Annotated in this window: 25 protein-coding genes; 6 read left to right on the plus strand and 19 right to left on the minus strand. The window is 66.0% G+C overall.

Annotation, left to right across the window (positions count from 1 at the left end; all coding sequences use genetic code 11):
• Positions 1–3 precede the first annotated feature (3 nt).
• From QFZ42_RS19420 to QFZ42_RS19470, 11 genes are read right to left on the minus strand one after another with little or no spacing between them, the layout of a single operon-like run.
• Positions 4–885: a class I SAM-dependent methyltransferase gene (locus QFZ42_RS19420; protein WP_307702525.1), complete on the minus strand. Its 882-nt coding sequence runs from the start codon at positions 883–885 to the stop codon at positions 4–6.
• Positions 882–1,457: a DUF1415 domain-containing protein gene (locus QFZ42_RS19425; RefSeq protein WP_307702526.1), complete on the minus strand. Its 576-nt coding sequence runs from the start codon at positions 1,455–1,457 to the stop codon at positions 882–884. Before QFZ42_RS19425 ends, QFZ42_RS19420 begins: the two co-directional genes overlap by 4 nt.
• A complete protein-coding gene (locus QFZ42_RS19430) occupies positions 1,454–2,716 on the minus strand; it encodes an MFS transporter (protein WP_307702527.1) in 1,263 nt (420 codons plus the stop codon). The genes QFZ42_RS19425 and QFZ42_RS19430 overlap by 4 nt, the downstream gene beginning before the upstream one ends.
• Positions 2,713–3,843 (minus strand): deoxyguanosinetriphosphate triphosphohydrolase, encoded by a 1,131-nt coding sequence (locus tag QFZ42_RS19435; protein WP_307702528.1) that lies wholly within the window; start codon positions 3,841–3,843, stop codon positions 2,713–2,715. The genes QFZ42_RS19430 and QFZ42_RS19435 overlap by 4 nt, the downstream gene beginning before the upstream one ends.
• Positions 3,844–3,865: 22 nt before the next feature.
• Complete coding sequence (gene aroB, locus QFZ42_RS19440; protein ID WP_307702529.1) at positions 3,866–4,978, minus strand: 3-dehydroquinate synthase; 1,113 nt, start codon at positions 4,976–4,978, stop codon at positions 3,866–3,868.
• Between the two features lie 32 nt (positions 4,979–5,010).
• The gene (locus QFZ42_RS19445) at positions 5,011–5,559 is read right to left on the minus strand and encodes a shikimate kinase (protein WP_307702530.1); all 549 of its coding nucleotides are present in this window, start codon (positions 5,557–5,559) and stop codon (positions 5,011–5,013) included.
• Between the two features lie 23 nt (positions 5,560–5,582).
• Positions 5,583–7,721, minus strand: coding sequence for a type IV pilus secretin family protein (pilQ, locus tag QFZ42_RS19450; protein ID WP_307702531.1), 2,139 nt, complete (start codon positions 7,719–7,721; stop codon positions 5,583–5,585).
• Positions 7,718–8,260, minus strand: coding sequence for a pilus assembly protein PilP (locus QFZ42_RS19455; protein ID WP_307702532.1), 543 nt, complete (start codon positions 8,258–8,260; stop codon positions 7,718–7,720). The genes pilQ and QFZ42_RS19455 overlap by 4 nt, the downstream gene beginning before the upstream one ends.
• Positions 8,257–8,937 carry a type 4a pilus biogenesis protein PilO gene (locus QFZ42_RS19460; protein WP_307702533.1) on the minus strand — a complete coding sequence of 227 codons (681 nt, stop codon included), beginning with the start codon at positions 8,935–8,937 and terminating at the stop codon, positions 8,257–8,259. Before QFZ42_RS19460 ends, QFZ42_RS19455 begins: the two co-directional genes overlap by 4 nt.
• Positions 8,938–8,944: 7 nt before the next feature.
• Positions 8,945–9,565, minus strand: a complete 621-nt coding sequence (locus QFZ42_RS19465; RefSeq protein WP_307702534.1) for a PilN domain-containing protein — start codon at positions 9,563–9,565, stop codon at positions 8,945–8,947.
• A complete protein-coding gene (locus tag QFZ42_RS19470; protein WP_307702535.1) occupies positions 9,562–10,641 on the minus strand; it encodes a pilus assembly protein PilM in 1,080 nt (359 codons plus the stop codon). Before QFZ42_RS19470 ends, QFZ42_RS19465 begins: the two co-directional genes overlap by 4 nt.
• A 238-nt stretch (positions 10,642–10,879) precedes the next feature.
• On the opposite strand from QFZ42_RS19470, the gene QFZ42_RS19475 reads away from it, so the two are divergent.
• Positions 10,880–13,288: a penicillin-binding protein 1A gene (locus tag QFZ42_RS19475; RefSeq protein ID WP_373423351.1), complete on the plus strand. Its 2,409-nt coding sequence runs from the start codon at positions 10,880–10,882 to the stop codon at positions 13,286–13,288.
• A gap of 10 nt (positions 13,289–13,298) precedes the next feature.
• On the opposite strand, the gene cyaY is transcribed toward QFZ42_RS19475, so the two are convergent.
• A complete protein-coding gene (gene cyaY / locus QFZ42_RS19480; RefSeq protein ID WP_307702537.1) occupies positions 13,299–13,631 on the minus strand; it encodes an iron donor protein CyaY in 333 nt (110 codons plus the stop codon).
• A gap of 12 nt (positions 13,632–13,643) precedes the next feature.
• Between cyaY and lptM the strand changes: the two genes are divergently transcribed.
• Together lptM and lysA are read left to right on the plus strand one after the other, a co-directional pair.
• Positions 13,644–13,919, plus strand: a complete 276-nt coding sequence (gene lptM, locus QFZ42_RS19485) for an LPS translocon maturation chaperone LptM (RefSeq protein ID WP_307702538.1) — start codon at positions 13,644–13,646, stop codon at positions 13,917–13,919.
• On the plus strand, positions 13,916–15,196 hold the full coding sequence (lysA, locus tag QFZ42_RS19490) for a diaminopimelate decarboxylase (protein WP_307702539.1): 1,281 nt from the start codon (positions 13,916–13,918) through the stop codon (positions 15,194–15,196). Before lptM ends, lysA begins: the two co-directional genes overlap by 4 nt.
• A 22-nt stretch (positions 15,197–15,218) precedes the next feature.
• On the opposite strand, the gene QFZ42_RS19495 is transcribed toward lysA, so the two are convergent.
• The 5 genes from QFZ42_RS19495 to QFZ42_RS19515 form a co-directional block, all read right to left on the minus strand.
• On the minus strand, positions 15,219–15,881 hold the full coding sequence (locus QFZ42_RS19495; protein WP_307702540.1) for a sulfite oxidase heme-binding subunit YedZ: 663 nt from the start codon (positions 15,879–15,881) through the stop codon (positions 15,219–15,221).
• A gap of 25 nt (positions 15,882–15,906) precedes the next feature.
• On the minus strand, positions 15,907–16,917 hold the full coding sequence (gene msrP, locus QFZ42_RS19500) for a protein-methionine-sulfoxide reductase catalytic subunit MsrP (RefSeq protein ID WP_307702541.1): 1,011 nt from the start codon (positions 16,915–16,917) through the stop codon (positions 15,907–15,909).
• A gap of 118 nt (positions 16,918–17,035) precedes the next feature.
• Positions 17,036–18,352 carry a c-type cytochrome biogenesis protein CcsB gene (gene ccsB / locus QFZ42_RS19505; RefSeq protein WP_307702542.1) on the minus strand — a complete coding sequence of 439 codons (1,317 nt, stop codon included), beginning with the start codon at positions 18,350–18,352 and terminating at the stop codon, positions 17,036–17,038.
• Complete coding sequence (locus QFZ42_RS19510) at positions 18,349–20,520, minus strand: cytochrome c biogenesis protein ResB (protein WP_307702543.1); 2,172 nt, start codon at positions 20,518–20,520, stop codon at positions 18,349–18,351. The genes ccsB and QFZ42_RS19510 overlap by 4 nt, the downstream gene beginning before the upstream one ends.
• 116 nt (positions 20,521–20,636) lie before the next feature.
• Positions 20,637–21,302 carry a c-type cytochrome gene (locus QFZ42_RS19515; protein ID WP_307702544.1) on the minus strand — a complete coding sequence of 222 codons (666 nt, stop codon included), beginning with the start codon at positions 21,300–21,302 and terminating at the stop codon, positions 20,637–20,639.
• A 70-nt stretch (positions 21,303–21,372) separates the two neighbouring features.
• Here QFZ42_RS19515 and yihA point away from each other — a divergent pair, with 70 nt between their 5' ends.
• Positions 21,373–22,128: a ribosome biogenesis GTP-binding protein YihA/YsxC gene (gene yihA, locus QFZ42_RS19520; RefSeq protein ID WP_307702545.1), complete on the plus strand. Its 756-nt coding sequence runs from the start codon at positions 21,373–21,375 to the stop codon at positions 22,126–22,128.
• A gap of 80 nt (positions 22,129–22,208) precedes the next feature.
• Positions 22,209–23,120 carry an alpha/beta fold hydrolase gene (locus QFZ42_RS19525; protein WP_307702546.1) on the plus strand — a complete coding sequence of 304 codons (912 nt, stop codon included), beginning with the start codon at positions 22,209–22,211 and terminating at the stop codon, positions 23,118–23,120.
• Between the two features lie 25 nt (positions 23,121–23,145).
• Here the strand turns inward: QFZ42_RS19525 and QFZ42_RS19530 are convergent, their stop codons facing one another.
• Positions 23,146–24,030: an LpxL/LpxP family acyltransferase gene (locus QFZ42_RS19530; RefSeq protein ID WP_307702547.1), complete on the minus strand. Its 885-nt coding sequence runs from the start codon at positions 24,028–24,030 to the stop codon at positions 23,146–23,148.
• Complete coding sequence (locus QFZ42_RS19535; RefSeq protein WP_307702548.1) at positions 24,027–24,926, minus strand: lysophospholipid acyltransferase family protein; 900 nt, start codon at positions 24,924–24,926, stop codon at positions 24,027–24,029. The genes QFZ42_RS19530 and QFZ42_RS19535 overlap by 4 nt, the downstream gene beginning before the upstream one ends.
• A 217-nt stretch (positions 24,927–25,143) precedes the next feature.
• Here QFZ42_RS19535 and metK point away from each other — a divergent pair, with 217 nt between their 5' ends.
• Complete coding sequence (gene metK / locus QFZ42_RS19540; RefSeq protein ID WP_307702549.1) at positions 25,144–26,328, plus strand: methionine adenosyltransferase; 1,185 nt, start codon at positions 25,144–25,146, stop codon at positions 26,326–26,328.
• The last annotated feature ends 32 nt before the right edge of the window (positions 26,329–26,360 follow it).

The raw sequence follows: 26,360 nt of genomic DNA on the forward strand, positions 1-26,360 counted from the left end.
AGATCAGGACAGGCGAAAGCGCGTGTCGCCCAAGGCATCGAGCCCGAACTGCGAGAGCAGTTCGCCAAGCCGAGCGGCGGCGCTGGCCTTGCGCTGCCCGGTGTGGCGCGCAAGGATCAGTTCGTTCTTCATGCTGTGCTCCCAGCCCACCAGCTCTGTGACCGTGACGCTGTAGCCGTTGGCCTCGAGATAGAGGCAGCGCAGCACGTTGGTCAGCTGGCTGCCGATTTCGCGGGTGTGCAGCGGATGGCGCCAGAGCTCGGCCAACGGCGTGCGCGACAAGGCCAGCGCCTTGGTTTCGCGCAGGCACGCCGCCACCTCGGCCTGGCAGCACGGCACCAGCACCATGCAGCGCGCCTTCTTCGCGAGCCCGAAGGCAATCGCGTCGTCGGTGGCGGTGTCGCAGGCATGCAGCGCGGTGACCACGTCGATCCGCTCGGGCAGTTCGCTTGCCTGCGCCGATTCGGCCACGGTGAGATTCAGGAACGACATCCGGCCGAAGCCGAGTTGCCGTGCCAGCGCGCGCGATTTCTCGACCAGCTCGCTTCGCGTTTCGATACCGTAGACATGGCCGCCCTCGCGCGACCGGAAGAACAGGTCGTAGATGATGAAGCCAAGGTACGACTTGCCGGCGCCGTGGTCGGCCAGCGTGGCCTCGGCGCCGCCGTCCGGGAGTTCGCGCAGCAGTTGCTCGATGAACTGGAACAGGTGGTACACCTGCTTGAGCTTGCGCCGCGAGTCCTGGTTGAGCCGGCCCTCGCGCGTGAGGATGTGCAATTCCTTCAGGAGCTCGACGGACTGGCCCGGCCGCAGCACCTCGGACAGCTCGGCGTCGGCCTTGGCGGCCTTGTTCGTTTTTACGGCCTTGGCCGTCTGCGTCGTCATGATCGGGCACTCCCGGGTCCCACGTCGAGCGCGGCCCAGCCCGCCGGGCCCAGCGCTTCAAGCGTCTCGATGTTGCGTTCGAAAATGGCTTCGGCTTCGGGAAACGCCTCGACCGCGCGGTTCACGCTGTCTTCACGCAGCAAATGAAGCGTCGGATACGGCGCGCGATTGGTGGCGTTCGTGATGTCGTCCGGCTCGGTGCCGCCGAACTGAAACTGCGGATGAAAGCTCGCGAGCTGGAACACGCCGTCGAAGCCCGCGCGGGCAAGCTTGCGTTCGGCGCGCGCCGTGAAATCGTTGAAGTCCAGAAAATCCGCCAAGGTATTGGGTGCTATCAGCAAGGTGGTGTCGCGCACCGAGGCGTCGAGCGCGGCAAGTTCATGGGCCTCGGCGAGGAGCATGTCGATCAGCGCCGTGTCGTCGGCCGGCAGGTACACGGCGTAATGAATTTGCGCCTTCGCATGCACCGCCTTCGCGAACGGACACAGGTTGAGCCCGATGACCGCGCGCTCGAGCCAGCGCCGCGTATCGGCTTCGGCCTGAATGGCTCCGATTGTCGCCGTGCCTGTCATGCCACTGCCGCCGAAGGGCGTATTCGTCCGAGCTGCCGCGCCATGGCCATGCCGGCCAGCGAGCAGGCCAGCGTGGCCGTCCATGTCCAGTGCCAGCCGCCGACCCGGTGCGCGACCCAGGCCACCGCGGGTGGCGCCAGGAACTGGCCCAGAGAAGAGGCCTGCTGCATGAGCCCGACGGTCGTGGAAACGGTCTGGGGCCCAGGCGCGAGGCGAACCCCGAGCAGGAACAGGGTGGCCGGCACCACCCCGCCGCCGAGCGAAAAGGCGCAGACCGCGACATAGCGGAGCGCGGGCGGCAGGCCGAACGCGTCGGCTCCTTGCCCCACTTGCGCAAAAGCCGCGACGCCGCCCAGCGCCATCGCCGCAAAACCCCACTTCAGCAAGCGCTCGGGCGCGACACCGCGCTGCAGCCAGCGCCCGCCCGCCACATTGCCGACGATGTTCATCGCGGCCGCGATGGCGGTGAGCACCGCATTCCAGACATCCGGTACGCCCGCGCCGACATAGATGGCCGGGAGGAAGCCGATCACGGCCATCCACTGGGCCGAATACACGGCAAAGGTGAGCGCGATCATCCAGGGGGCGCGTGCGCCCACAGTGGCGCGCAACCGCGACGACCACCCCTCGGCCGCGCCGCCCGCCGCGGCGGAACGGACCCCGTCCGCGGGCACGGCCAGCCACAGCCAGAGCGCCGCGGCCGCCGAAACGACCGACAGCGCCCACCACCAGTCGGGCCACCCGCCCCAGGCGATCAAGGCCGGTCCCAGCAGCAGCGCGAGTGCGACGCCGAGCGGCATGTACGCACCCCACAGCCCCAGCGCGGCCTTGTCCGCACCGGACGGCGTCAACGCGCGGATCAGCCCAGGGCCCGGCATGACCGCCAGCAGAAAGCCGATGCCTTCGGCGGCACGCAGAACCAGCAGCCAGCGCACCGCATGAGCATCGCCGAAAAACCCGGCACCGACGGCTCCGCCGAGCAGGCTGGCCGCCGTCAACACCCCAAGTCCCGTCAGCATGCTGCGCCGCAGACCGATGGCGTCGGCCGCGAGCCCGGCCATCAACCCCAGAACCATGCTGGCCACCTGCACCAGCGACAGCAGGAAACCCGCCTCGACCAGGCCGATGCCGAGCGATGCCTGCAGCGCCGGCACGGCGGGCGGCAGCTTGCCCAGGTGCAGCGCCGCGCTGACTCCGCCCAGAAGAACGGCGAACGCAGCGGCGGGAACGCGCACAGCAGCCGCGGCCGCCGAACTCATGCAATTCCCCGCCGGCCGGTCAGCCTTTCATGCTCGCGCATGGCGAAGCGATCGGTCATTCCGGCGATGTAGTCGGCGACGGCACGGTGCCGGTCGCTGCGGCCCGCATAGGAATCGGGCATCTCGGCGCTGCGTTCGAGATACGCCCCGAACAACTCACGCACGACCTGCTGCGCCTGATCGGTGGTCTGCGTCACCTGCGGATGCCGGTAGAGGTTGTGGAACAGAAAGCTCTTGAGTTCGCTGGACTGCGCCTGCATGGCGTCGCTGAACGCAACGATCGGCGGCGAGTTCCGAACGCCGTCTGCATCGGCGGGCTTCAGCGTTTCGAGCGCCGCGCGGGTGGCGTCGATCACGTCGTAGACCTGGGCGCTCAGCATGCGCCGGATCGTCTCGTACAACACGCGCCGCCCTTCCAACCGGGGATGCTCGGCAAGCGCCTCGCGGCGGTAGCGTTCGAACAGGTCCACTTCGCCGAGCTGCTCGACGCTGACGAGCCCCGAACGCACGCCATCGTCGATGTCGTGCGCGTTGTAGGCGATTGCATCGGCCAGGTTGCAGAGCTGCGCCTCCAGGCCCGGCTGCGTGCGGTCGAGGAAGCGCCGCGCCACACCGTGGGGCTCGGCGAGCTCCAGGCGCTCCGCGTTGGCGCGCGAGCAGTGCTTCAAGATGCCTTCGCGGGTCTCGAAGCCGAGGTTCAGGCCGTCGTATTGCGGATAGCGGTGCTCCAGGGCATCGACCACGCGCAGGCTCTGCAGGTTGTGCTCGAAGCCGCCGTGGCCTTCCATGCAGGCGTTGAGCGCGTCCTGCCCCGCATGGCCGAACGGTGTGTGGCCGAGGTCGTGCGCGAGGGCAATCGCTTCGACCAGGTCTTCGTTGAGGCGCAAGGCGCGCGCGATGGAACGGCCCAGTTGCGCAACCTCGAGCGAATGCGTGAGCCGGGTGCGGAACAGGTCGCCTTCGTGGTTCAGGAACACCTGCGTCTTGTAGACCAGCCGCCGAAACGCCGTGGAATGCACGATGCGGTCGCGGTCGCGCTGGAAGGCATCGCGCGTCGGCGCCGGGGGTTCGGCATGGCGGCGCCCGCGCGAGCGCGCGGGGTGGCAGGCATAGGCCGCAAGGCTCATCGACGCACCCTTGGCGCTGCGCTCATCCCGCGCTGCAGCACTGCGCGAGCACTTCGCGCACCAGCGCATCGGGTGCGCTGCTGACAGCGGCGGAGCCCGGCTTGTCGATGACCACGAAGCGGATTTCACCGGCTTCGGACTTCTTGTCGACCCGCATCAACTCGAGGTACCGGTCGGCCCCCAGGGCAGGGCCGACGGTCGGCAGGCCGGCGCGTTCGATCAACCGCGTGAGCCGTTCGACGAATGCCGCGTCGATGCCGCCGAGCCGCTGCGACAGATGCGCCGCCATGACCATGCCGCAGCCGACCGCTTCGCCGTGCAGCCATTCGCCGTAGCCGAGGCCCGACTCGATCGCGTGGCCGAAGGTGTGGCCGAAGTTGAGGATGGCGCGCAGGCCGGTCTCGCGCTCGTCCTGGCCGACGACCAGCGCCTTGATCTCGCAGCTGCGCTTGACCGCATAGGCCAGTGCGGCCGCATCGCGGGCGACCAGCGCATCGATGTTCGCCTCGATCCAGTCGAAGAAAGCCATGTCGTAGATCGGGCCGTACTTGATGACTTCGGCCAGGCCCGCGCTGAGTTCCCGCGGCGGCAAAGTCTGCAAGGTGGCCAGGTCGCACACCACGAGCTGCGGCTGATAGAACGCGCCGATCATGTTCTTGCCGAGCGGGTGGTTGATGGCGGTCTTGCCGCCGACCGACGAATCGACCTGCGCCAGCAGCGTGGTCGGCACCTGAACAAAAGGCACGCCGCGCATGTAGCTGGCGGCGGCAAAGCCCGTCATGTCACCCACCACGCCGCCGCCCAAGGCGAACAGCACGGTCTTGCGATCGCTGCCGTGGCCAAGCAAGGCGTCGAAGATCAGGTTCAGGGTCTCAAGGTTCTTGTGCACCTCGCCATCGGGCAACTCGAGCAGATGCACCGTGCGAAAGCGGTTGGCCAGCGCGGCGCGCAGAGCCTTGGCATAGAGCGGTGCCACCGTGGTGTTGCTGACGATCAGCGCGCTGGCGGCGGCGGGCGCTGCGGCGAAGCTCAACGGGTCGCCGAGCAGGCCGGCGCCGATCAGGATGGGGTAGCTGCGCTCGCCGAGCTGGATGTCGACGCGTTCTGGCGGTGCGGAGTGTGCGGGCAATGGCATGGCAGCGAGTTTAGGCGCTGCGGGCCGGTTGCTCAGGCGGAGGGCTCTTCCGGGTGAGCACCCGGCGCAACGATGCCGGCGAGCTCCAGCTGCATCACGATGATGTTCACCAGCATGGCGATCGAGGGGCGGCCCGTGTCGACCACGTCATGGGCCGTTTCCCGATAGAACGGGTCGCGCGCATCGTGCAATTCACGCAGTCGCCCGAGCGGATCGGCCACCTGCAGAAGGGGCCGCTTGACGTCGTGGCGCAAGCGCCGGAACAGGTCTTCGGGGGAAGAGCGCAGGTAGATCACATGAAAGCGATCTCGCAACTGCTTGCGGTTGACCTCCCGCAGGACCGCGCCGCCGCCGGTGGCCAACACGCCATGCGGCTGCGCGGCCAGGTCCGCGATGACGGTCTGCTCGAGATCCCGGAAGGCCGTTTCGCCCTCCCGTTCGAAGTAGTCGCGAATCGAGCAGCCGATGCGCTGCTCGATGACGTGGTCGGTATCGACGAACGGCAGGTTCAGGCGTGCGCCCAGGCGCCGCCCCACTGCGGATTTACCGGCGCCGGGCAAGCCGACAAGTGCGACCGCCACGCGGTGGCTGCTACGCCTGCGCGTCAGCGCGCGGCGTTGCGGTCGGTAATCATCTTCGGAGTGATAAAGACGAGCATTTCGGTCTTGTTGGCAACGCGTTCGCGCTTGCGGAACAGTGCCCCGAGATAGGGCACTTCACCCAGCACCGGCACGCGCGATTCGTCATTGGTTTCGGTGAGCTCGAAGATACCACCGATGACGACCGTGCCGCCGTTCTCGACCAGCACCTCCGTCTGCACGTGCTTGGTGTTGATGGCCGGGCCGGCCGACGTGTTAACGCCGCGGGCGTCCTTGCTCACGTCGAGCGTCAGGATGATGTTGCCTTCGGGCGTGATCTGCGGCGTGACTTCGAGCTTCAGCACCGCCTTGCGGAACGAGATCGAGGTGGCGCCGCTGGACGTGGCCTGCTGGTAGGGAATTTCTTCGCCCTGCTCGATCAAAGCCTTCGTCTGGTCGGCGGTAATGACACGCGGGCTGGACACCAGCTTGCCCTTGCCGTCGGCTTCGAGCGCCGAGATTTCGAGGTTCAGCATGCGCGAGAAGCTCGAATTGAACAGCGAGATCGCGAAGGCGCCTGCCGCATTGCCGGTACCGCCGGCATCGCCTGCGGGCAGGTTGATGAAGTTGGAGTTGGTCCAGGTGGTGGTCGGGCCGGTGGTGCCTGTGCCCGTGACAGGCATCACGCCCACGGTGCCGAAGGCCCGGTTGCCACCCGACGACGCAACACGCTCGCCAGAAATGCCGCCGCCCAACCGCACGCCCAGCGACTTGCCGAAGGTGTCGGATGCTTCCACGATCCGGGCTTCGATCAGCACCTGGCGAACCGGGATGTCGAGCTTCTGGATCAGGTCGGCCACTTGCGCGAGGCGCGAGGGAACGTCGGAGACGAACAGCTGATTGGTGCGCGACTCCGCGATCACGCTGCCGCGCGGGCTCAGGATGCGTGTGGTGGTGCCGGAGCCGCCACCGCCGCCCGACGAGGCACCGGTTCCGGTCAAGCCCTGGGCAATGGCAATCGCCTTGGTGTAGTTGAGCTGGAACGACTGGGTACGCAGCGGCTCCAGGTTCTCGATCGCGGCCTTGGCCTCGAACTCGAGCTTTTCCTTGGCGTTGATTTCGTCCTTGGGCGCAATCCACAGCACGCTGCCGTTCTTGCGCATGCCGAGGTTCTTCGCCTGCATGATGATGTCCAAGGCCTGGTCCCAGGGCACGTCCTTCAGCCGCAGCGTCAGAGCGCCGGTGACCGAATCGGAAGTCACGATGTTGAAGTTCGTGAAGTCGGCGATCACCTGCAGCAGCGAGCGGATTTCGATGTTCTGGAAGTTCAGCGACAGCTTCTCGCCGTTGTAGCCGACGCCTTGTGTCAGCTTGGTCGGATCGACCTTGCGGGCACGAACCTCGACGACGAACTGGTTTTCGCTCTGGTAGGCGCTGTGCTCCCAATCGCCCTTGGCCTCGATCGTCATGCGAACGCGGTCGCCCGACTGTTGCGAGGTAATCAGCTGAACCGGCGTGTTGAAGTCGGCCACGTCCAGGCGCCGGCGGAGCCCCTCGGGCAGCGTCGACTTGGTGAACTCGACCACCAGGTTCTTGCCTTGCTGCTTGACGTCCACGCCCACTTGGTTGTTCGGCAGGTCGACGATCACGCGGCCCGTGTTGTCGGAACCGAGGCGGAAGTCGACGTCGCGCAGCGGCAGCGTGTCGCGGTTGCGGTTCTCGGCGAAGACGGTGGGCGTGGAGGACGCCAGCGCCGTGCCGGCCACCGGCTCCAGAATCACCAGCAGCGACTTGCCCTGGATCTCGGCCTTGTACGCTGTCGCCTGCTTGAGGTTCAGCACCACGCGGCTTCGTTCACCGGCCTGAACCACGTTCACGGAACGCAGGTTGCCCTGGTTCACTTCGATGGCGGAGCGCCCGATGGCGTTCGTGACGCCCGGAAAGTCGAGCGCGATGCGCGCGGGCGTTTGAACGGCAAAACCGGTCGGCACTGCCGTCAGCGGCTGCGCCAGATCGATGCGGATGACCTCGGCGCCGGATTGCGTCGAACTGGTTACCGCTTCGATGGCGTTTTGCGCATGCGCGATAGCGAACGCGCCGAATGCCAGCAGACCCAGCCCGGCAGCTCGCAGCCGCTGTGCCATTGTTGATTTTTTATGATTCATTTCGCACTCTCTTGCAGCTGCAATGTCGCCACGCGTTCGATCCATTCACCGGCGGCGTCTTGCACGATTTCACGCAAGGCGACTTCGGTTTCGTTGATACGGGTAATGCGCCCGTAGTTGAGCCCCAGGTACTCGCCCACACGCACCTTGTAGAGCAGCTTGTCGACACGAACCAGCGCGACCGGCTGGCCGTGGCGGTTCATGCTGCCCACCATGGCCATCGAGTCGAGCGGGAAGGCTTCGAGCGCTTCCTTGCGACGCGCCAATTCGGGCGCGATCAGCTCCGACGTGCTCGGCTGGTTCGATTCGCGGCGCAGCGCCTGCGTGAGCTTCAGCAAGTTGAACGGTTCGAACGCAGCCCCTTCCGTGTAGGCCTGGGGCGTGAATTTTTTGGGCTCGGTGATCGGCGGCACCGTGGGCTTGACTTGGGCGCGCTGCTCGACCATCCAGCGGCGCAGGTCTTCCTGCTCCGAATCGGCACAGGCGCTCAGGCCCGCTGCGGCCGCTACCAGCCACAGGAGTTTGGCGATCGTCCTCATTTCTTCGCCTTCGGCGCCGCAGCGCGTTTCTGGGCCGCGCGCTCTTCGTCATCGAGATAGCGGTAAGTGCGGGCCGTGGCATCCATCGTCAGGGTGCCGTCCTTGTCTTTTTGCGGAGCGATCGTCAGGTTGTTCAGCGTCACGATGCGCGACAGGCCTGCGACGTCGGCGGCAAAGGAGCCGATGTCGTGGTACCGCCCGGTGACGCGCACGGCGATCGGCAGCTCCGCGTAGTAGTCCTTGACCGAAACCTGTCCCGGCCGGAACAGTTCGAACTGCAGGCTGCGCCCGAGGCCGGCCTGGTTGATGTCCGACAGCAGCGCATCCATCTCCGCCTTGCTGGGCAGTTGCTTTTCAAGCAAGGTCACGTACTGCTGCACCTGCTCGCGCTGCTTCTTCAGCAGGTCGAGATTGGCGGCCAGCGCGACCTTTTTCTGATAGTCGGCGCGCAGCGTGACTTCCTTGGAGCGCTCGCTTTCGAGCTCGTCGTTCGAGTTGGTGAGCCACACGAACCACAGGCCGACCAGCACCAGCGCGGTCACCGCCAGGCACAAGGCATAGCGGGGCACCGGCGGCCAACTGGCCGGATCGTTCGGATTCAGATTGCGGAACTGGTCGCCGAAACCGCGCATTGCGGCGGCGACGTCTATCTTTTGAGAGGGGCGATTGCTTGCCATGATCCGTCTACCCCTTGACTTGCGCCGCTGCGGCCAGGGCCTTGTCGGCCGCGGCCTTCTGCGCGTCGGTCGGCCGCTTGAGGCCGATGCGCATCGTGAAGTTCGCCACGCGGCGTTGGTCGCGCTGGCTCAGGTTCACCGTTGCCGAAGTGATTTCGACCAGCTCCGGCTTGACCAGCCACGGGCTGTTGTTGCCCAGGTTGCGCAGCAACTCGGAGACGCGCTCGTTCGACTGCGCCATGCCCTGCAGCGTGACGGTCTGGTTGTCCTGCTTCATGCTGGTGATGTAGACGCCGTCGGGCAGCTGCCGGACCAGTTCGTTGAGCAGATGCACCGGCAGGTTGCGGTCGCCCTGAAGGTCTTCGACCGCCTGCTGGCGCGCGCGCAGCGCTGCAATTTCGTCCTGCAGCGTCGAAATCTCCTTGATTTCGGCGTCGAGCTTGGTGATCTCGGTCTTGAGGAAATTGTTCTTGGCCTGCTGGGCCGAGATTTGCGCCTCGAACCAGAGATAGCCGAGGCCCGCAATCAGGCCGCCGAGGATGGCCGCGGCGCCGAGGGTGCCGTAGAACGCTTCGCGCCGGCGCTTGCGCGCGGCTTCGCGATGCGGAAGCAAGTTGATGAGGATCACTGCACGAACCTCCGCATGGCCAGACCGCAGGAGGTCAGATAGGAAGGCGCCTCGCGCCGAACCTTCTTTTCACGGATGTTGGGGCCCAGTTCCATGCCGTCGAACGGGTTCACGAGCGAACAGGCGAACGAGGTCTGGCGCGTGACGGCGCTGGTCAGGCTCGGCAGCGAGGCCGAACCGCCGGCAAGCAGCACATAGTCAACGCGGTTGTGCGGCGTGCTCGTGAAGAAGAACTGCAGTGCGCGGGCAATTTCCTGCGCAATGCTTTCCACGAAGGGCTTCAGGACGCTCGAGCCGTAGTCGTCGGGCAGATCGCCGCTGCGCTTCTTGGCTTCGGCCTCTTCGGCGGAGAAACCGTACTGGCGGACGATCAACTGGGTCAGCTGGGCACCGCCGAAAGCCTGGTCGCGGTCGTACAGCACTTCCTGGTTGCGCAGCACCTGCATGCTGGTGGTGAAGGCTCCCACTTCGAAAAGCGCCACGACCGCATCGAGCCCCTTGCCTGGCAGTTGCTCGATCAGGCGAGCGGTCGCAAGGCGGGAGGCATACGACTCGACGTCGAGAATCATCGCTTTCAGGCCGGCCGCCTCGGCCAGGCCTTCGCGGTCCTGGACCTTTTCCTTGCGCGAGGCGGCAATCAGCACCTCGACGTCGCCGGCAGAGGCGGTGCTCTGTCCGGTCACGCAGAAATCGAGGCTGACTTCGTCGAGCGAGAAGGGAATGTATTGGTTGGCTTCGGACTCGACCTGGAGTTCGAGCTCCTGCTCACTCATACCGCCAGGAAGAATGATCTTCTTGGTAATGACGGCCGAAGGAGGAAGCGCCAGCGCCACGTTGCGCGTACGGGTGCCGCTCTTGCGCACCACGCGGCGCACCGCTTCGGCCACTTCATCGAACTTTTCGACGTTGCCGTCGGTGATCCAGCCCCGCTCGAGGGGTTCGATCGCGCAGCGCTCCAGAACCAGCTTGCCGCTGGCCTCACGGCCGAGCTCGACCAGCTTGACGCTGGACGAACTGACGTCCAGGCCGAGCATGGGGGCGTTCTGACGACGAAACAATGATCCGAAAGCAGCCAAGTTAGGTCCCTCTACCCCTGCATTTGTAACTAATGGAAATAAGTGCGTTCGGTTGCATGCTAGCAGCAGGTGTACCGGCGACCAAGCAACCCGCACTGCGAAACGCAGGGACCGTTGTCAAAAGCTGACGTTGAAGCCACATTCAGTAACTTTTGGTTTAGCGCGCCACGATGCGCCAAAGTTCGGTCCTCGGCAAGAGGGCGGCTTTTTATAATGTCGGGTGACTCTCCGGGCCTACATGCAAGAAACCTCACGCCCCAAAGGGCCAACCAAGACTCCTCCACCTTCCCGACCAGCCTGGCTCAGATGGCTGCTGCGCTTCATGGCCTGGGGACTGGGCATTGCCGCGGCCGGCATTCTGGCGGTGCTGTGCGTTCTCGCAGTCGCCCTGGCGGTCGCCTACCCCAATCTGCCGGACATCTCAGAACTGTCGGACTACCGGCCGAAGCTGCCGCTCCGGGTCTTCTCGGCCGAAGGCACCCTGATCGGCGAGTTCGGCGAGGAACGCCGGAACCTCACGCCGATCGCGGCCATTCCCAAAGTGGTGAAAGACGCGGTATTGGCCGCCGAAGACACGCGCTTCTACGACCACGGCGGCGTCGACTACAAGGGCATGGTGCGTGCCGGCCTGGCCAATATGAACCGCGTGAAAAGCCAGGGCGCGTCGACCATCACGATGCAGGTGGCGCGCAATGTCTACCTGAGTTCCGAGAAAACGCTGACCCGCAAGATCTACGAGGTGCTGCTCACCTTCAAGCTGGAGCACCTGCTCACGAAGGACCAGATCTTCGAGATCTACCTGAACCAGATCTATCTCGGCAACCGTGCATACGGCTTTGCCGCCGCCTCGGAAGCGTATTTCGGCAAACCGCTGCAGGAGCTTTCCATCGCGCAGGCGGCCATGCTGGCCGGCCTGCCGAAGGCGCCGGGCGCGAACAACCCGGTCAACAACCCGCAGCGCGCACGCGGACGCCAGTTCTACGTGATCGACCGCATGCAGGATGCGGGCTTCATCACCGCCGAGCAGGCCGCCGAAGCCAAGAAGGAAGAACTGCACCTGCGCGACGCCGCGGACCCGAACCGGCTGCACGCCGAGTACGTGGCCGAAACCGTGCGCCAGCTGATGTATGCGCAGTATGGCGACAGCACCTACACGCGCGGCCTCAAGGTGTACACCTCGCTGGTGGCCGCCGACCAGGCGGCCGCATACAAGGCGCTGCGCAAGGGCATCATGGATTACGAGCGGCGCCAGATCTACCGCGGCCCCGAGAAGTTCGTCGACCTTCCGAACGACCCGAAGGAACTCGACGAAGCGGTGGACGACGCGCTGACCGACCACCCCGACAACGGCGACGTGATGGCGGCGGTGGTGCTCAAGGCCAACGCCAAGGAAATTTCGGCCGTGCGGGGCAACGGCGATGCGGTGCAGATCACGGGCGAAGGCCTCAAGCCCGCGCAGTCCGGCCTTTCCGACAAGGCGCCGCCCAACATCAAGATCCGCCGCGGCGCGGTGATCCGCGTGGTGAAGACGCCCAAGAACACCTGGGAAATCACCCAGCTGCCCGAGGTCGAAGGCGCGTTCGTCGCCATGGACCCGCGCGACGGCGCGATCAAGGCGCTGGTGGGCGGGTTCGATTTCGGCAAGAACAAGTTCAACCACGTCACCCAGGCCTGGCGCCAGCCGGGTTCGAGCTTCAAGCCATTCATCTACTCGGCGGCGCTCGAGAAGGGCTTTACGCCTTCGACGGTCATCAACGACGGCCCGCTCTTCTTCGATGCCGGAACCACCGGCGGCCAGCCCTGGGAGCCGAAGAACTACGGCGGCGGCTACGACGGTCCGATGTCGATGCGCACCGCGCTGATGAAATCCAAGAACCTGGTGTCGATCCGCATCCTGCAGTCCATCGGCACGCGCTACGCGCAGGAATGGATCACCAACTTCGGCTTCGACAAGGACAAGCACCCGGCCTACCTGCCGATGGCGCTGGGCGCCGGCTCGGTCACGCCGATGCAGATGGCGGTGGGCTACTCGGTGTTCGCCAACGGCGGCTACCGCGTCAATCCGTATCTGGTGACCCGCATCACCGACCACAAGGACAAGGTACTGGTCGACAAGCAGCCGCCGCTGCTCAACGAAACGATCCGCGCCATTCCCCAGCGCAACGCGTTCATCATGGACACGCTGCTGCAATCCATCACGCGCGCCGGCACCGCCGCCAAGGCGCAGGCCATGCTGAAGCGCGTCGACCTCTACGGCAAGACCGGCACCACCAACGACTCGCTCGATGCCTGGTTCGCCGGCTTCCAGCCCACCATGACGGCCATCTCGTGGATCGGCTACGACACGCCGCGCAACCTGGGCGATCGCGAGACCGGCGGCGGCCTGAGCCTGCCGATCTGGATCAACTACATGGAAACAGCGATCAAGGGCGTGCCTGTGACCGATCTCGCCGCCACGCCGCCGGCCGGCATCGTGAGCGTCGGCGGCGAGTGGTACTACGACGACTATGCGCCGGGCCGCGGCGTATCCAGCCTTGGCGTCGATACCCCCTCCGCGCCACCCGCCGAGTCATTGAGCGGCGTACCCGTGAGCCCGCCTCCGCCGCCCGAGGAGCGCAATCGCATCCTCGACCTCTTCAGGAACTGAGGCCGACAGCTCAGGCGGCCGCGAACTCCAGCGGCTGCCCGGCCTGAAGGCTCGCCTCGCGCGACAGGTTCCCGAAGAATTCTTCGCCGGTCTTGGTATCGACCCAGGCCTTGCCGTCGAACCGGTAGTGATAGCCGCCGGAACGTGCGGCCAACCAGATCTCCTGCAGCGGCTTTTGCAGATTCACGATCAACTGACTGCCATTCCTGAATGAAATCGTGATCATCCCGCCCACGCGCTGGTTGTCGATGTCGGCATCGGTCGCATCGTTGATGCGGTCGCAGCCTTGCTCGATGGCGGCGAGCGCGGCTTCGGCGCGGTCCATGTATTCGGAGTCGGTCATTACAATTTCGCTATGTTGAATGTTCGTCAAATTCTAGTGAGCGCTCCCAGCCGCGCTGCGCTCATGGTCTGCCTGGCTGCCACGGTGGCCGGCTTGGCCGCTTGCGGGCAGCGTGGGCCGCTCTATCTTCCGACCGATCCGGCAGCCGCCCAGCGTGCCACCTTGCCGCAGCTGCTCACGCCCGGCGGCCCGCGCGCTTCCGATGCGGAAGCAGCGCCCAAGCCTGCTGCGGCCAGCAGCGCGCCGGCTGCAGGCGGCGACGCCGCGAGCCCCGGAGTGCCGAAGTGACGAACGCTCCCCTCCTCCCCGGCCACCCCCATGTCGCGCACCGCGACGACGCGCTCCACGTCGAAGGCCTGAGCCTCGATGCGCTGGCGCGCGAACACGGCACGCCACTGTTCGTTTATTCGAAGCAATGGATGCTCGACGCGCTGGCGGCCTACCAGCGCGGCTTCGAAGGCCGGGATGCCCTGATCTGCTACGCGATGAAGGCCAATTCGTCGCTCGGCGTGCTGCGCGTGTTCGCCGAGGCGGGCTGCGGATTCGACATCGTTTCAGGCGGCGAATTGGCGCGCGTGCTGGCGGTGGGCGCCGATCCGGCCAAGATCATCTTCTCGGGCGTGGGCAAGACCCGGGCCGAAATGCGGCAGGCGCTCGCGGCGGGCATTGCCTGCTTCAACGTCGAAAGCGAAGCCGAGCTCGACGTGCTCAACGAAGTGGCACTGGCCGAAGGGCGCCGCGCGCCCATCAGCATCCGCATCAATCCGAACGTCGATCCGAAGACGCATCCCTACATCTCCACGGGCCTCAAGGGCAACAAGTTCGGCATTGCCCATGACCGGGCGGTCGAGGCCTACCGCCACGCGGCGAAGCTACCGGGGCTCGAGGTGGTCGGCATCGACTGCCACATCGGTTCGCAGATCACCGAAGCCTCGCCCTACCTGGACGCCTGCGACCGGGTGCTCGATCTGGTCGAGGCCATCGAGGTGGCCGGCGTGCCGATCCATCATCTGGACTTCGGCGGCGGCCTGGGCATCGACTACAACGGCGAAGTGCCCCCCAAGGCCGATGCGCTCTGGCAGCAGCTGCTCGCCAAGCTCGACGCCCGCGGCTTCGGGCAGCGCAAGCTCGTGATCGAGCCCGGCCGTTCACTGGTCGGCAATGCGGGCGTGTGCGTGACCGAGGTGCTCTACACCAAGCCCGGCGAAGACAAGAATTTCTGCATCGTCGATGCGGCAATGAACGACCTGCCGCGGCCCGCGATGTACCAGGCCTTCCAGAAGATCGTGCCGCTGCGGATCCGCGCCGGCAACGCGCCGGTCTACGACGTGGTCGGCCCGGTTTGCGAAAGCGGCGACTGGATCGGCCGCGACCGCGCGCTCAACGTGGTGGCCGGCGACCTGCTGGCCGTGCTGTCGGCCGGCGCGTACTGCATGAGCATGGCCAGCAACTACAACACGCGCGGCCGAGCCGCCGAAGTGCTGGTGAGCGGCCAAAGCGCCACGCTGATCCGCCGCCGCGAAACGATGGAAGACCAGCTGCGCAGCGAGCGGATCGAGGGCTGATCCGCGTCGGTCAGCGAAGGAGTCAGCCTGCGCTGCTGCGCAGCGACTTCTCGCTGCCGCCGCGCACGCCCGCGGTCTCCTTCGGCTTGCGCTTGCTCGCGTAGTGCCACACACGCCATCCGAGCAGCACCGCGACGATCGCGGCATAGACGAACACCTCGGCGAAGTTGTTCTTGCCCGCGCGCATCCAGAAGAAGTGCAGCAACCCAAGGCCCGCGATCAGGTAGACCAGCTTGTGCAGCATCTGCCAGCGCTTCGCGCCCAGCGCCTTGATCGCGCGGTTGAACGAGGTGGCGGCCAGCGGCGTCAGCAGCACGAAGGCGGAGAACCCGACCAGGATGAATGGCCGCTTCGCAATGTCCTTGGCAATGTCGCTCCATTCGAAGCCCATGTCGAACCAGCTGTAGCACAGCAGGTGCACCACCACGTAGAAGTATGCGAACAGCCCCAGCATGCGGCGAAAGCGCGCGAGCGCATTGGCCTTGGTCATCACGCGCAGCGGCGTCACGGCCAGCACGATGCAGATGAAGCGCAAGGTCCAGTCGCCGGTGGCGCGAATCAGGAACTCGGCCGGGTTTGCGCCCAGCCCGTCCGTGAACGCGCCGTAGGTCAGCCACGCGAACGGCAGCAGACACAGCAGGAAGACGACCGGCTTGGCCGCCGGATGCACGAGCAGCTTGTTCATGGGCAAGGCCGATGGCGGGGCCGGCTCAATAGTTCTTCTTCAGGTCCATGCCCGCATAAAGCTGGCCGACCTGCGCTTCGTAGCCGTTGAACATCAGCGTCTTGTTGCGCTTGGCGAAGAGCCCGCCGCCGTCGCCGATGCGGCGCTCGGTGGCCTGGCTCCAGCGCGGATGGTCGACGTTCGGGTTGACGTTCGAATAGAAGCCGTATTCCTGCGCCGCGGCCTTGTTCCAGGCCGTGCTCGGTTCTTTCTCGACGAAGCGGATCTTCACGATCGACTTAGCCGACTTGAAGCCGTATTTCCATGGCACCACGAGACGCACCGGCGCGCCGTTCTGGTTGGGCAGCACTTCGCCGTACATGCCGAAGGCCAGCAGCGTGAGCGGATGCATAGCCTCGTCCATGCGCAGGCCTTCGGTGTACGGCCAGTCGAGCACGCGCGAGCCCACGAAGGGCATGGTCTTGGGGTCGGCCAGGGTCACGAATTCGACGTACTTGGCATTGCCCTGCGGCTCGACCTTCTTGATGAGTTCGGCGAGCGAATAGCCCACCCACGGAATGACCATCGACCAGCCTTCGACGCAGCGCAGGCGGTAGATGCGCTCTTCCTGCGCGCTGAGCTTGAGCAGGTCTTCGATGCCGTACTTGCCGGGCTTCTTGACCAGGCCCTCGACCTCCACGGTCCAGGGACGGGTCTTGAGCGTGCCGGCGTTCTTGACCGGGTCGCCCTTGTCGGTGCCGAACTCGTAGAAGTTGTTGTAGCTCGTCGCGTCCTTGTAGTCGGTGAGCTTTTCCATCGTTTGCGCACCTGGCACGACGGACTTCGCGCCCGGAAGCAGCGCCAGCTTGTGGGGCCCCGTCGCCTGGGCGAAGGCCTCGCGCCCGGCAAAGCTCGCCAGCGCGGCACCGGCCGCGCCGCCGGCCATCAGCTTCAGCAGATCGCGCCGACTCTCGTAGACAGCGCGCGGCGTGATCTCGCTCGAGAGCGGATGGATGAAACCGCTGCTGCGCCCGTGCGGGCGGGAGTGGAACGACATGGTGATGGCCTTTCGCGTGAATCGTTGTGCTCAGGGTAGTTCGTGCAATTCCCTGATTCGGTTACGCGCAATCGCTGCGCGTGGTTTCAATTCTTCGCGAAAAGCCCGCCGCCGGCGCCTACAGGGTGCCGTAGCTGTGCAGTCCGCTCAGGAACATGTTCACGCCCAGGAAGGCAAAGGTGGTGACCGCGAGGCCGCCCAGCGCCCACCAGGCCGCCACGGTGCCGCGCAAACCCTTGACCAGCCGCATGTGCAGCCAGGCCGCGTAGTTGAGCCAGACGATCAGGGCCCAGGTTTCCTTCGGGTCCCAGCTCCAGTAGCCGCCCCAGGCATCGGCCGCCCACAGCGCGCCGAGCACGGTGGCAATGGTGAAGAACGCGAAACCGACGGTGATCGACTTGTACATCACGTCGTCGAGCACCTCGTTGGCGGGCAGCCTCGCGGCAATGCGCTTGCGCCCGAGCAGAATGCCTGCCGCGATGAGTGCGGAGATGCCCGCATAGATCACCCAGTAGCTGCCGCCGGCTTCCTGCACGCGCTGGCGGAACGCCACCGGCACGAAGCATAGCGCCACGCCCAGGAGCCAGATCGGCGTGAGCTTGTACCAGCGCGTTTCGCTCGCCTGCTCCTTGATGAGATAAGCGAACGCCACCATGGCCGCGAGCGCGAAGGTGCCGTAGCCGATGAAGTTGGCCGGCACATGCAGCTTCATCCACCAGCTTTGCAGCGCGGGTACCAACGGCTGGATCTCGTGCGCATTGCGCACCAGCGTGTACCAGAGCAGGAAGCCGACCGCCGCGCTCACCACCAGCATGACGAACGCGCCAAGCGTGCGCGTGCCGTAGCGCGATTCGAAGTACAAATAGAAAGCCGTCGTGAGCCAGCAGAACAGCACGAACACTTCGTACAGGTTGCTGACCGGGATGTGGCCGATGTCCGGCCCGAGCAGGTGGCTTTCGTACCAGCGCACCATGGTGCCGATCAGCGCCATGGTGATGGCGGCCCAGGCGAGGCGGGAACCGATCAGGTCGAAGGTGTCGCCCTGCTTGCCGCCGAAGAAACCGAACCAGTAGAACAGCGTGCTCATGAAGAACAGCACGCTCATCCAGAGAATGGCCGACTGGCTCGACAGGAAGTACTTGAGCCAGAACACCGTGTCCGCGCGCGCCAGGTCGCCCTGGTAGGAGCTGATGGCCAGCAGCGACGCCGCGGCCACCACGATGGCCAGCACCCGCAGCGGGCGCCAGAACCAGCCGATGGAAATGATGGAGATCATCGCTGCGGCGAGGATGGGTTTCTCGTACGAGTCCATCGAGCCCGCATGGCGCGCAAAGGCGAACAGGCCGCCTGCCAGCACCAGCGCCGCAAATACCCAATCGAACAGGTTACGGCGCGAAAACCAGCTTTCGTGAAGCGTGAGGGTGGTGGTGTTCATGGTGACGCCGGTCCTTCTTTTTTCAAGGCAAGCAGCTTGTGCTTGAGGTGCTCGAACTCGCGGTCGCTGTCGATCGTCTTGCGATTGACCGAGAAAGCCATCGTGGCGGCCGTGGTGGTGTTGTCTCCTGGGCCCGCGCCATCGGGTGTCAGCCACACCCAGAGCCGGCGCTCGCGCACGTACAGCATGGCAAAAATCCCGACGATCAGCAACAGGCAACCCAGATAGACCACGTTCTTGCCGGGCGCGCGCGCCACCTGGAACACACTGGCCTGCACCTGGGTGAAGTCGGTCATCATCATCGCGACCGGTGCCGGATAGAAATGCGCGTCGCTGATGGCCAGCACCGCCTGGGTGAGAAAAGCCTGCGATTTCTCATCGTTCGGCAGCGCGGCCATTCCGGCACCTTCGCGGCTCAGGTTGAGCACTTCGAACAGCACGTCGTTCAGGATGCGCACCAGCACCGCGCCCGCGCGCTCGCGTTCGGCCTCGGGCACGTTGGCCTCCATGAATTCGGCAATCGCCTGCCAGCCGCCCTGCGTGGTGGCATCGGCCTTGGCGCGCTCGCTGCCGGCGAAGAGCGCGAGCGCACGCGCCGCCGAAACGCTCAACTGCTCGGCCATTTCGGGCCGCTTCGGATCCACGGCCCTGGCGATGTAGCGCTCGACCGCGCGGGTGCGGGTCGCGGCATCGGCCAGCGAGGTGCGCATGCGCACGAAGCTGTCCATGGTGCCCTGTTCGTCGGCCGGCACGCGCAGATAGCGGAACGGCTCTTCGGGCTTCTCGCGCATGCCGAGCAGGAACACCGGTTGCCCGTCGCCGGTGTCGACCGGCACCATGTAGTTCTGGTACTCGCGCGCCTGCCCCGCGGCATCGCGCAGCTTGTAGCCGATGCTCGGACCGATGTTGCGCAGCACCTTCGGCTTGCTGGTCTTGTTGGCGGCGCCCAGGCGCGATTCGATGTCGTGGCGCAGATCGACCTTGCGCACGTCGGCACCGCTGCCCATCGCGCCGCCGTCGGCAAAGTTCTCGACGTTGATCACGCGCAGCGCGGCATATTCGAGCGTGAGCTTTTCGCGGCCATTGGTAATTTCGGTGCTCGGCCCGCCGATGATGCCGTCTACCTCGAAGGGCTTGGCCGCGGCCGACATCGGCACTGCCTTGAGCTTTACCTTGGAGCCGCCGTCGTCGAAGCTCGACTGGTAGATTTCCACGCCCTTGTAGCTGGCCGGGTGGTTGACCTCGATGCGCGCGGGCACCTGGGCGCCGGTCTCGCGGTCGTGCAGCACCACCTCGCTCGCAAACAGCTTGGGCATGCCCGTCGAGTAGTAGTCGACGATGAACTTCTTGAGCTCGATCGAGAACGGCAGTTCCTGCAGCAGCACGCCGTCCGATTGCTGCAGGATGGCCACGCTGCCCTGCCCGCCCTCGGGCACCAGGATGTTGCCGCGGAAGGTCGGGTTGCGAGGCGAGAGCCGGTGCTGCGGCGGCACGTCGGCGATCATGCCGCCGCCGGTGAACACGCTCTTGCCGTTGAACCAGGTCTGCGCGCGCACCACGAGATCGCCGTCGAGCAGCCCGCCGATGCACACCAGCACGATCGCGCTGTGCGCGGCGATGTAGCCCAGCTTGTGGGCGCCGCCCGCCCGCGCCGCGACCATCCAGCCCATGCCGGCCTGGCCGTCCGCGGCTTCCCGCTGCTGCAGCTTGACCTTCCAGCCGCCGCTCACGAGCAGTTGGCCGATGCGATTGGCGGCTGCGGCCGGCTCCTCGGCAAGCTGGTTTTCGGCGCGCTGGCCGAAAGCCTTGAGGCTCTGCGCGCGGATGTTTTCCTTGAAGGTCTTCAGGTCCACAAAAATGCGCGGCGTGTTGCGCGCGATGCAGAGCGACGTGCTGATCACCAGGAACAGCAATATCAGCAGAAACCACCAGGCGCTGTAGACGGAATCGAGCTTGGCCGCCCGGAACAGCTCGGCCCAGAACGGACCGAACTGGTTGATGTAGTTGTTGATCGACTCGTGCTGCTTGAGCACGGTGCCGATGATCGATGCGATGCAGATGACGGTGAGCAGCGCAATCGCGAACCGCATCGACGAGAACAGCTCCACCCCGGCGCGGAGCGCTTGCGGGCCGCGATGGACGCGAAGGCCATGGGTGGAGACAGACATCGGTCGGTGGGAAGAAAGAAATAGGGAAAAAGCAAAGGGCGGGCCATCCAGCTGGATCGGCCCGCCCTTTGTTTGGGATTTTTATCGGCGGTTAGTTCACGCTGAAGGGCGTGGCGTCAGCGCAGGCCGGCGATGTAGTCCGCAACAGCCTTGATTTCACGGTCGTTGAGCTTTGCGGCCACGGCTGTCATGGGGGCGCTGTTCTGGCGCGCGTTGTCCCGGAACGCAACAAGCTGTGCCACCGTGTAGTCGGCGTGCTGGCCGCCCAGGCGCGGGTACTGCGCGGGCATGCCGGCGCCGTTGGGGCTGTGGCAGCCGGCGCAGGCCGGAATCTGGCGGTCGGCAATGCCGCCGCGGTAGATTTTTTCGCCCAGGGCCACCGTGTCCTTCTCCTTGGAGAAGCCGGTCTTGACCTTCTTCGAGCCCACGAACCAGGCGATGTTGCGCATATCCTCGTCGGACAGCTTCGCGGCCATGGGCTGCATGATGGGGCTCTTGCGCTTGCCGGACTTGAAGTCCTGCAGCTGCTTCAGGATGTACTCGGGGTGCTGCTGCGCCAGCTTGGGGTTGGCCGCAATGGCCGAGTTGCCGTCCGCGTTGTGGCAGGAGGCACAGGCCTGGGCGGCGGAATTGAACACCGTGTCGCCCTTGGCGGGATCGGGCTTGGCCGGTTTGGCCGCGGCGGGTGCAGCCGGTGCGGCGGCATGCTCGTCGGCCGCAAGGCTCGCGCTGGCTGCGACACCCATGAGGGCTGCAAGCAGAAAATTGGCAAACAACTTCATATCGGGGGCTCGATTTATTGGCGCAAAACCCCGCGATTCTACAATGGCGGCCCGTTCCGAAAGCTCATTGATGACCTCCCCGCGCGCCAAGTCCGCCGCTTATCCTCCCCGCGCAGCCCCTGCCGCCGACCCGCAGGTCGCCGAACGCGAGCGCGTGGCACTGGGCTGGCTGCATACCGCCCACTTTGTGACCAGCGCCCCGCAGCTGGAGCATTTGCCCCCCGTCGACCTGCCCGAAATCGCCTTCGTCGGCCGCTCGAATGCCGGCAAATCGACCGCCATCAACACCCTCACGCAGCAGACGCGCCTGGCCTTTGCCTCGAAAACGCCGGGCCGCACGCAGCACATCAATCTCTTCGGCGTCGGCAAGCAGAAGGTCGACGATGCCGTGCTGGCCGACCTGCCCGGCTACGGGTACGCCGCCGTCCCGAAGGAAGCCAAGCTGCGCTGGCAGCGGGTGATGGGCAACTACCTGATGACGCGCGAAAGCCTGCGCGGCGTGGTGCTGATGTGCGACCCGCGCCAGGGCCTCACCGAACTCGACGAGATCCTGCTCGACGTGATCCGCCCGCGCGTGCAGCAGGGGCTCAAGTTCCTCATTCTGCTGACCAAGTCGGACAAGCTGACCCGCAGCGAGGGCGCCAAGGTGCTGTCCATTACGCGACTCCAGGCCGGCGGCGGCGAGGTCAAACTGTTCTCGGCGCTGAAGAAGCAAGGCGTCGGAGAGGCGGCCGAGCTGCTGTGGCGCTGGGTGCACCCCGAGGGCGGCACCGCACCGGCTGAACCGCCGGAGCCGCCCGAGGCGGCGCCGCAAGACGACACCTGAGGCAAGGGCTGGCTTCGGCCGTCTCGTCTGCGCAGTTCACTATCAAGGCAATCGCGGCAGTCAACAAGGAGACAAGAAGCATGATCGAGACTTTCCAACGCGGCCTGCCCAACGGCACCACGCTGAGCTGCCGGGCCACCGGCAAGCCGGGTCAGCCGCTGATGGTGTTCCTGCACGGCTTCCCCGAGGCCGCGTTCATCTGGGACGAACTGCTCGAATACTTCGCCGAGCCGGCCCACGGCGGCTACCGCTGCGTGGCGCCCAACCTGCGCGGGTTCGAGAAGTCGAGCGCGCCGGCCGAGGTGGCCGCATACAAGGCCCATCTGCTGATCCAGGACATCCAGCAGCTCGTTGCCACCGAAAGCGCCGACGGCACCATGGCCGCGCTGGTGGCGCACGACTGGGGCGGCGCTTTCGGCTGGGGCTACGCCAATGCATTTCCGCAGCAGGTCGGCCGGCTGGTCATCATCAATTCGCCGCACCCCGGCACCTTCACGCGCGAACTGCGCCACAACCCGGCGCAGCAGCAAGCCAGCGCCTACATGAATTTTCTCGCCAGGCCCGACGCCGAAGCCCTGCTCTCGGCCGACGACTTCAAGCGCATGTGGCCCTTCTTCACCTTGATGAAGGCCGGCCCCGACGGCTTCGGCTGGCTGACCGACAGCGTGAAGCAGCAGTACCGCGAGGTGTGGAGCGCGGGCCTCACGGGCGCCTGCAATCTCTACCGCGTCACGCCGATGAAGCCGCCGCTGCCGGGCCAGACCGTCGACGGCATTCCGGTGCTGCCGCGCGAACGGCTCACGGTGGAGGTGCCGACCTTCGTCTTCTGGGCGCTCGACGACGCGGCGCTGCTGCCGGGCCTGCTCGAGGGCCTGGAGGACTACGTGCCGAAATTGGAGATCAAGAAGGTGCCCGGCGCCACGCACTGGATCGTGCACGAGCAGCCGCAGCTGGTGGCGCGCGAGATCGAGGCCTTCCTGCAGCGGAACTGAGGCCGCCGCCACGAGGCTTCGGGCTTCAATAGATCGACGGGTCGCCTTCGGGGCGCGTCTTGAATCGGCGATGCACCCAGTAGTACTGGGACGGCATCGTGTCGATGTAGCCCTGCAGCCGCTGGTTCATGAGCGCGGTGTCGGCCTCGACGTCGTCGGTCGGGAAGTTCTGCCAGGCCGCTTTCACCTCGATCTCGTAGCCGCCGGGCGTGAGCTTTGCCACCACCGGCACCACCTTGGCCTTGCCCAGCCGCGCGAAGCGCGAGAGCGACGGCACGGTGGCCGCCTGAACGCCATAAAAAGGCACGAAGATCGTCTGGTCGCGGCCGAAATCCATGTCGGGCAGCAAGTACAAGAGGCCGCCCTTGCGCAAGCCCCCGAGCACCGGCTTGATGCCCGCGACCCGGTTGAGCGCCGCCACGTTGCCGAAGCGCGTTCGGCCTTCGCGAATCCAGTCGTCGACCATGGGATCGCGCTGGGTCGTGTAGATGGTGGCCGAAGGCCGGGCGGTGTGCATGGTCAGCGCCGTGGCTGCGGCATCGAGGCCGTAGAAATGCGGCGCGAACAGAATCATCGGCTCGTCGCCATCGGCAATCTCGCGAATCTCCTGGGCCGAGCCCACCACCTTGAGCCGGCTGGCCACCACTTTTTCTGGCGCATGCCAGAGCCAGCTGCGGTCGAGCCACGACTGCGCCACATAGACGAAGGTTTCGCGCGCGATGCGGCGGCGTTCGGCTTCGGTTTTGCCGGGAAAGCACACCGCCAGATTGGTGTCGACCACACGCCGGCGCGGCACGGCGACCGTGTGGAGCACGCGGCCCAGCAGCGCGCCAAAGCCGCGCACCAGCGGCAGGGGCAGCGGCGCAATCGCACGCATGAAGCCGATGCCGAGTCTTGATCCGAGACTCATCGTGCCTGCTCCCCGTCTGCGGTGGCCGCCACGACCGAATCGCCGCGCGGCTCCTTGTAGCGCGCGTAGTCCCACACGTACTGGCCGGGCAGGCTGTGGATCAGGCGGCCGATGCCGTCGTTCATCGCCGCGGCCGCATCTTCGATGGAGGCCTTGGGGTCGGTCAGCGCCGTGCCCACGATGGGTTCGAAGCGAATGACATAGCCCGCCCCGCGAGGCAGCCGTTCGCACACGCTCAGGAAACAGGCGGCGCCGGTCTGCTGCGCGAGGCGCGGCAGCAGCGTCATGGTGTAGGCCGGCCGGCCGAGAAAGGGCGCCCAGACGCCCTGCCCCGCGGGCGGCACCTGGTCCGGCAGGATCCCGGTGTAGCCGCCGCTGCGCAGCGTGCGGATCAGGCCGCGCACGCCGGTGTTGTTGGTCGGCAGGGTTTGCAGGCCGGGCCGGTCGCGCGAGCCCGCGGCGATGAGTTCGGCCATCCATTTCTTGCGCGCGGGACGGAACAGCGCCGTGATCGGGCCGTAGGCCGCGAGAAAGCGCTCGCCGATCGCTTGGCCGCACATTTCCCAGCTGCCCAGATGCGGCGCCACCAGGATCACGCCCTTTTTCGCCTGCATGGCGGCCTCGAAGGCCTCGACGCCTTCCCAGCGCACCACGCGTTTCAGCACGCTTTCGCCCTGGGGACGCAGCCAGAGCCACGGCAGCTCGGCGGCCATCTGGCCGGCAGCGGCGATGGCGGGGCGGTATTGGTCGGGCGTGAAGCCCGCCCTTTCGGCGTTGGCCCTGAAGCGGCGGCGGTAGCCGGGCGCGCTCCACCAGACGATCCAGCCGAGCCACGCGCCGAGCCGATGCATCAAGGGCATCGGTACGCGGGCAAGCAGGCGGAACAGAGTGACCATGGAGCTGACAGGGAGTGAATACCAGGACGCGCGCGCACGAATTGGCGCGGCTCGAATAGAATGTAAATTGTCGCCGAGTTACGGAACAACTTGCAGGGCGACAAACACAAGCGCATGGCGATTGTGCCCCGTCGATTCATCGGCATCTGCTAAAGCGTTCGCCAGGGCTCCGCAGAGTTGGCAACGCGCCAAATCACTTCAAGGAGCTTTGAACAAAATGGCGAACGACTTCCTCTTCACCTCCGAATCGGTTTCCGAAGGCCACCCCGACAAGGTCGCCGACCAGATCTCGGACGCCATCCTGGACGCGATCTTCGAGCAGGATCCTCGCAGCCGCGTGGCCGCCGAAACGTTGACGAACACCGGCCTCGTGGTGCTCGCCGGCGAAATCACGACCAACGCGCACGTCGACTACATCCAGGTCGCGCGAGACACCATCAAGCGCATCGGCTACGACAACACCGACTACGGCATCGACTACAAGGGCTGCGCCGTGATGGTCTGCTACGACAAGCAGTCCAACGACATCGCCCAGGGCGTGGACCACGCCAGCGACGACCACCTGAACACCGGCGCCGGCGACCAGGGCCTGATGTTCGGCTACGCCTGCGACGAAACGCCCGAGCTGATGCCGGCGCCCATCTACTACGCGCACCGCCTCGTCGAGCGCCAGGCCCAGCTGCGCAAGGACGGCCGCCTGCCCTTCCTGCGCCCCGACGCCAAGAGCCAGGTGACGATGCGCTATGTCGACGGCAAGCCCCACAGCATCGACACCGTGGTGCTCTCCACGCAGCACAGCCCCGACCAGAGCGAAACGCCGACCAAGATGAAGACCTCGTTCAACGAAGCCATCATCGAGGAGATCATCAAGCCCGTGCTGCCGAAGGAATGGCTGCAGAACACGCGCTACCTGATCAACCCGACCGGCCGCTTCGTTATCGGCGGACCGCAGGGCGATTGCGGCCTCACGGGCCGCAAGATCATCGTCGACACCTACGGCGGCGCCTGCCCGCACGGCGGCGGCGCGTTCTCGGGCAAGGACCCGTCGAAGGTCGACCGCTCGGCCGCCTACGCCGCGCGCTACGTGGCCAAGAACATCGTGGCCGCGGGCCTGGCGCGCCAGTGCCAGATCCAGGTGGCTTACGCCATCGGCGTGGCACAGCCGATGAACATCACGGTCTACACCGAAGGCACCGGCGTGATCCCCGACGACAAGATCGCCGAACTCGTGCGCGAGTTCTTCGACCTGCGTCCGAAGGGCATCATCCAGATGCTCGACCTGCTGCGCCCCATCTACCAGAAGACCGCCGCCTACGGCCACTTCGGCCGCGAAGAGCCCGAGTTCACGTGGGAAGCGACCACGCAAGCGGCCGCCCTGCGCGCGGCAGCCGGCCTCAAGTAAGCAGGAGAAACCCGGTTGGCGGCGGGTCGGAA

The sequence above is a fragment of the Variovorax paradoxus genome (genome assembly GCF_030815855.1).
In the GTDB taxonomy this organism is placed as follows: Bacteria; Pseudomonadota; Gammaproteobacteria; order Burkholderiales; family Burkholderiaceae_C; genus Variovorax; species Variovorax paradoxus_M.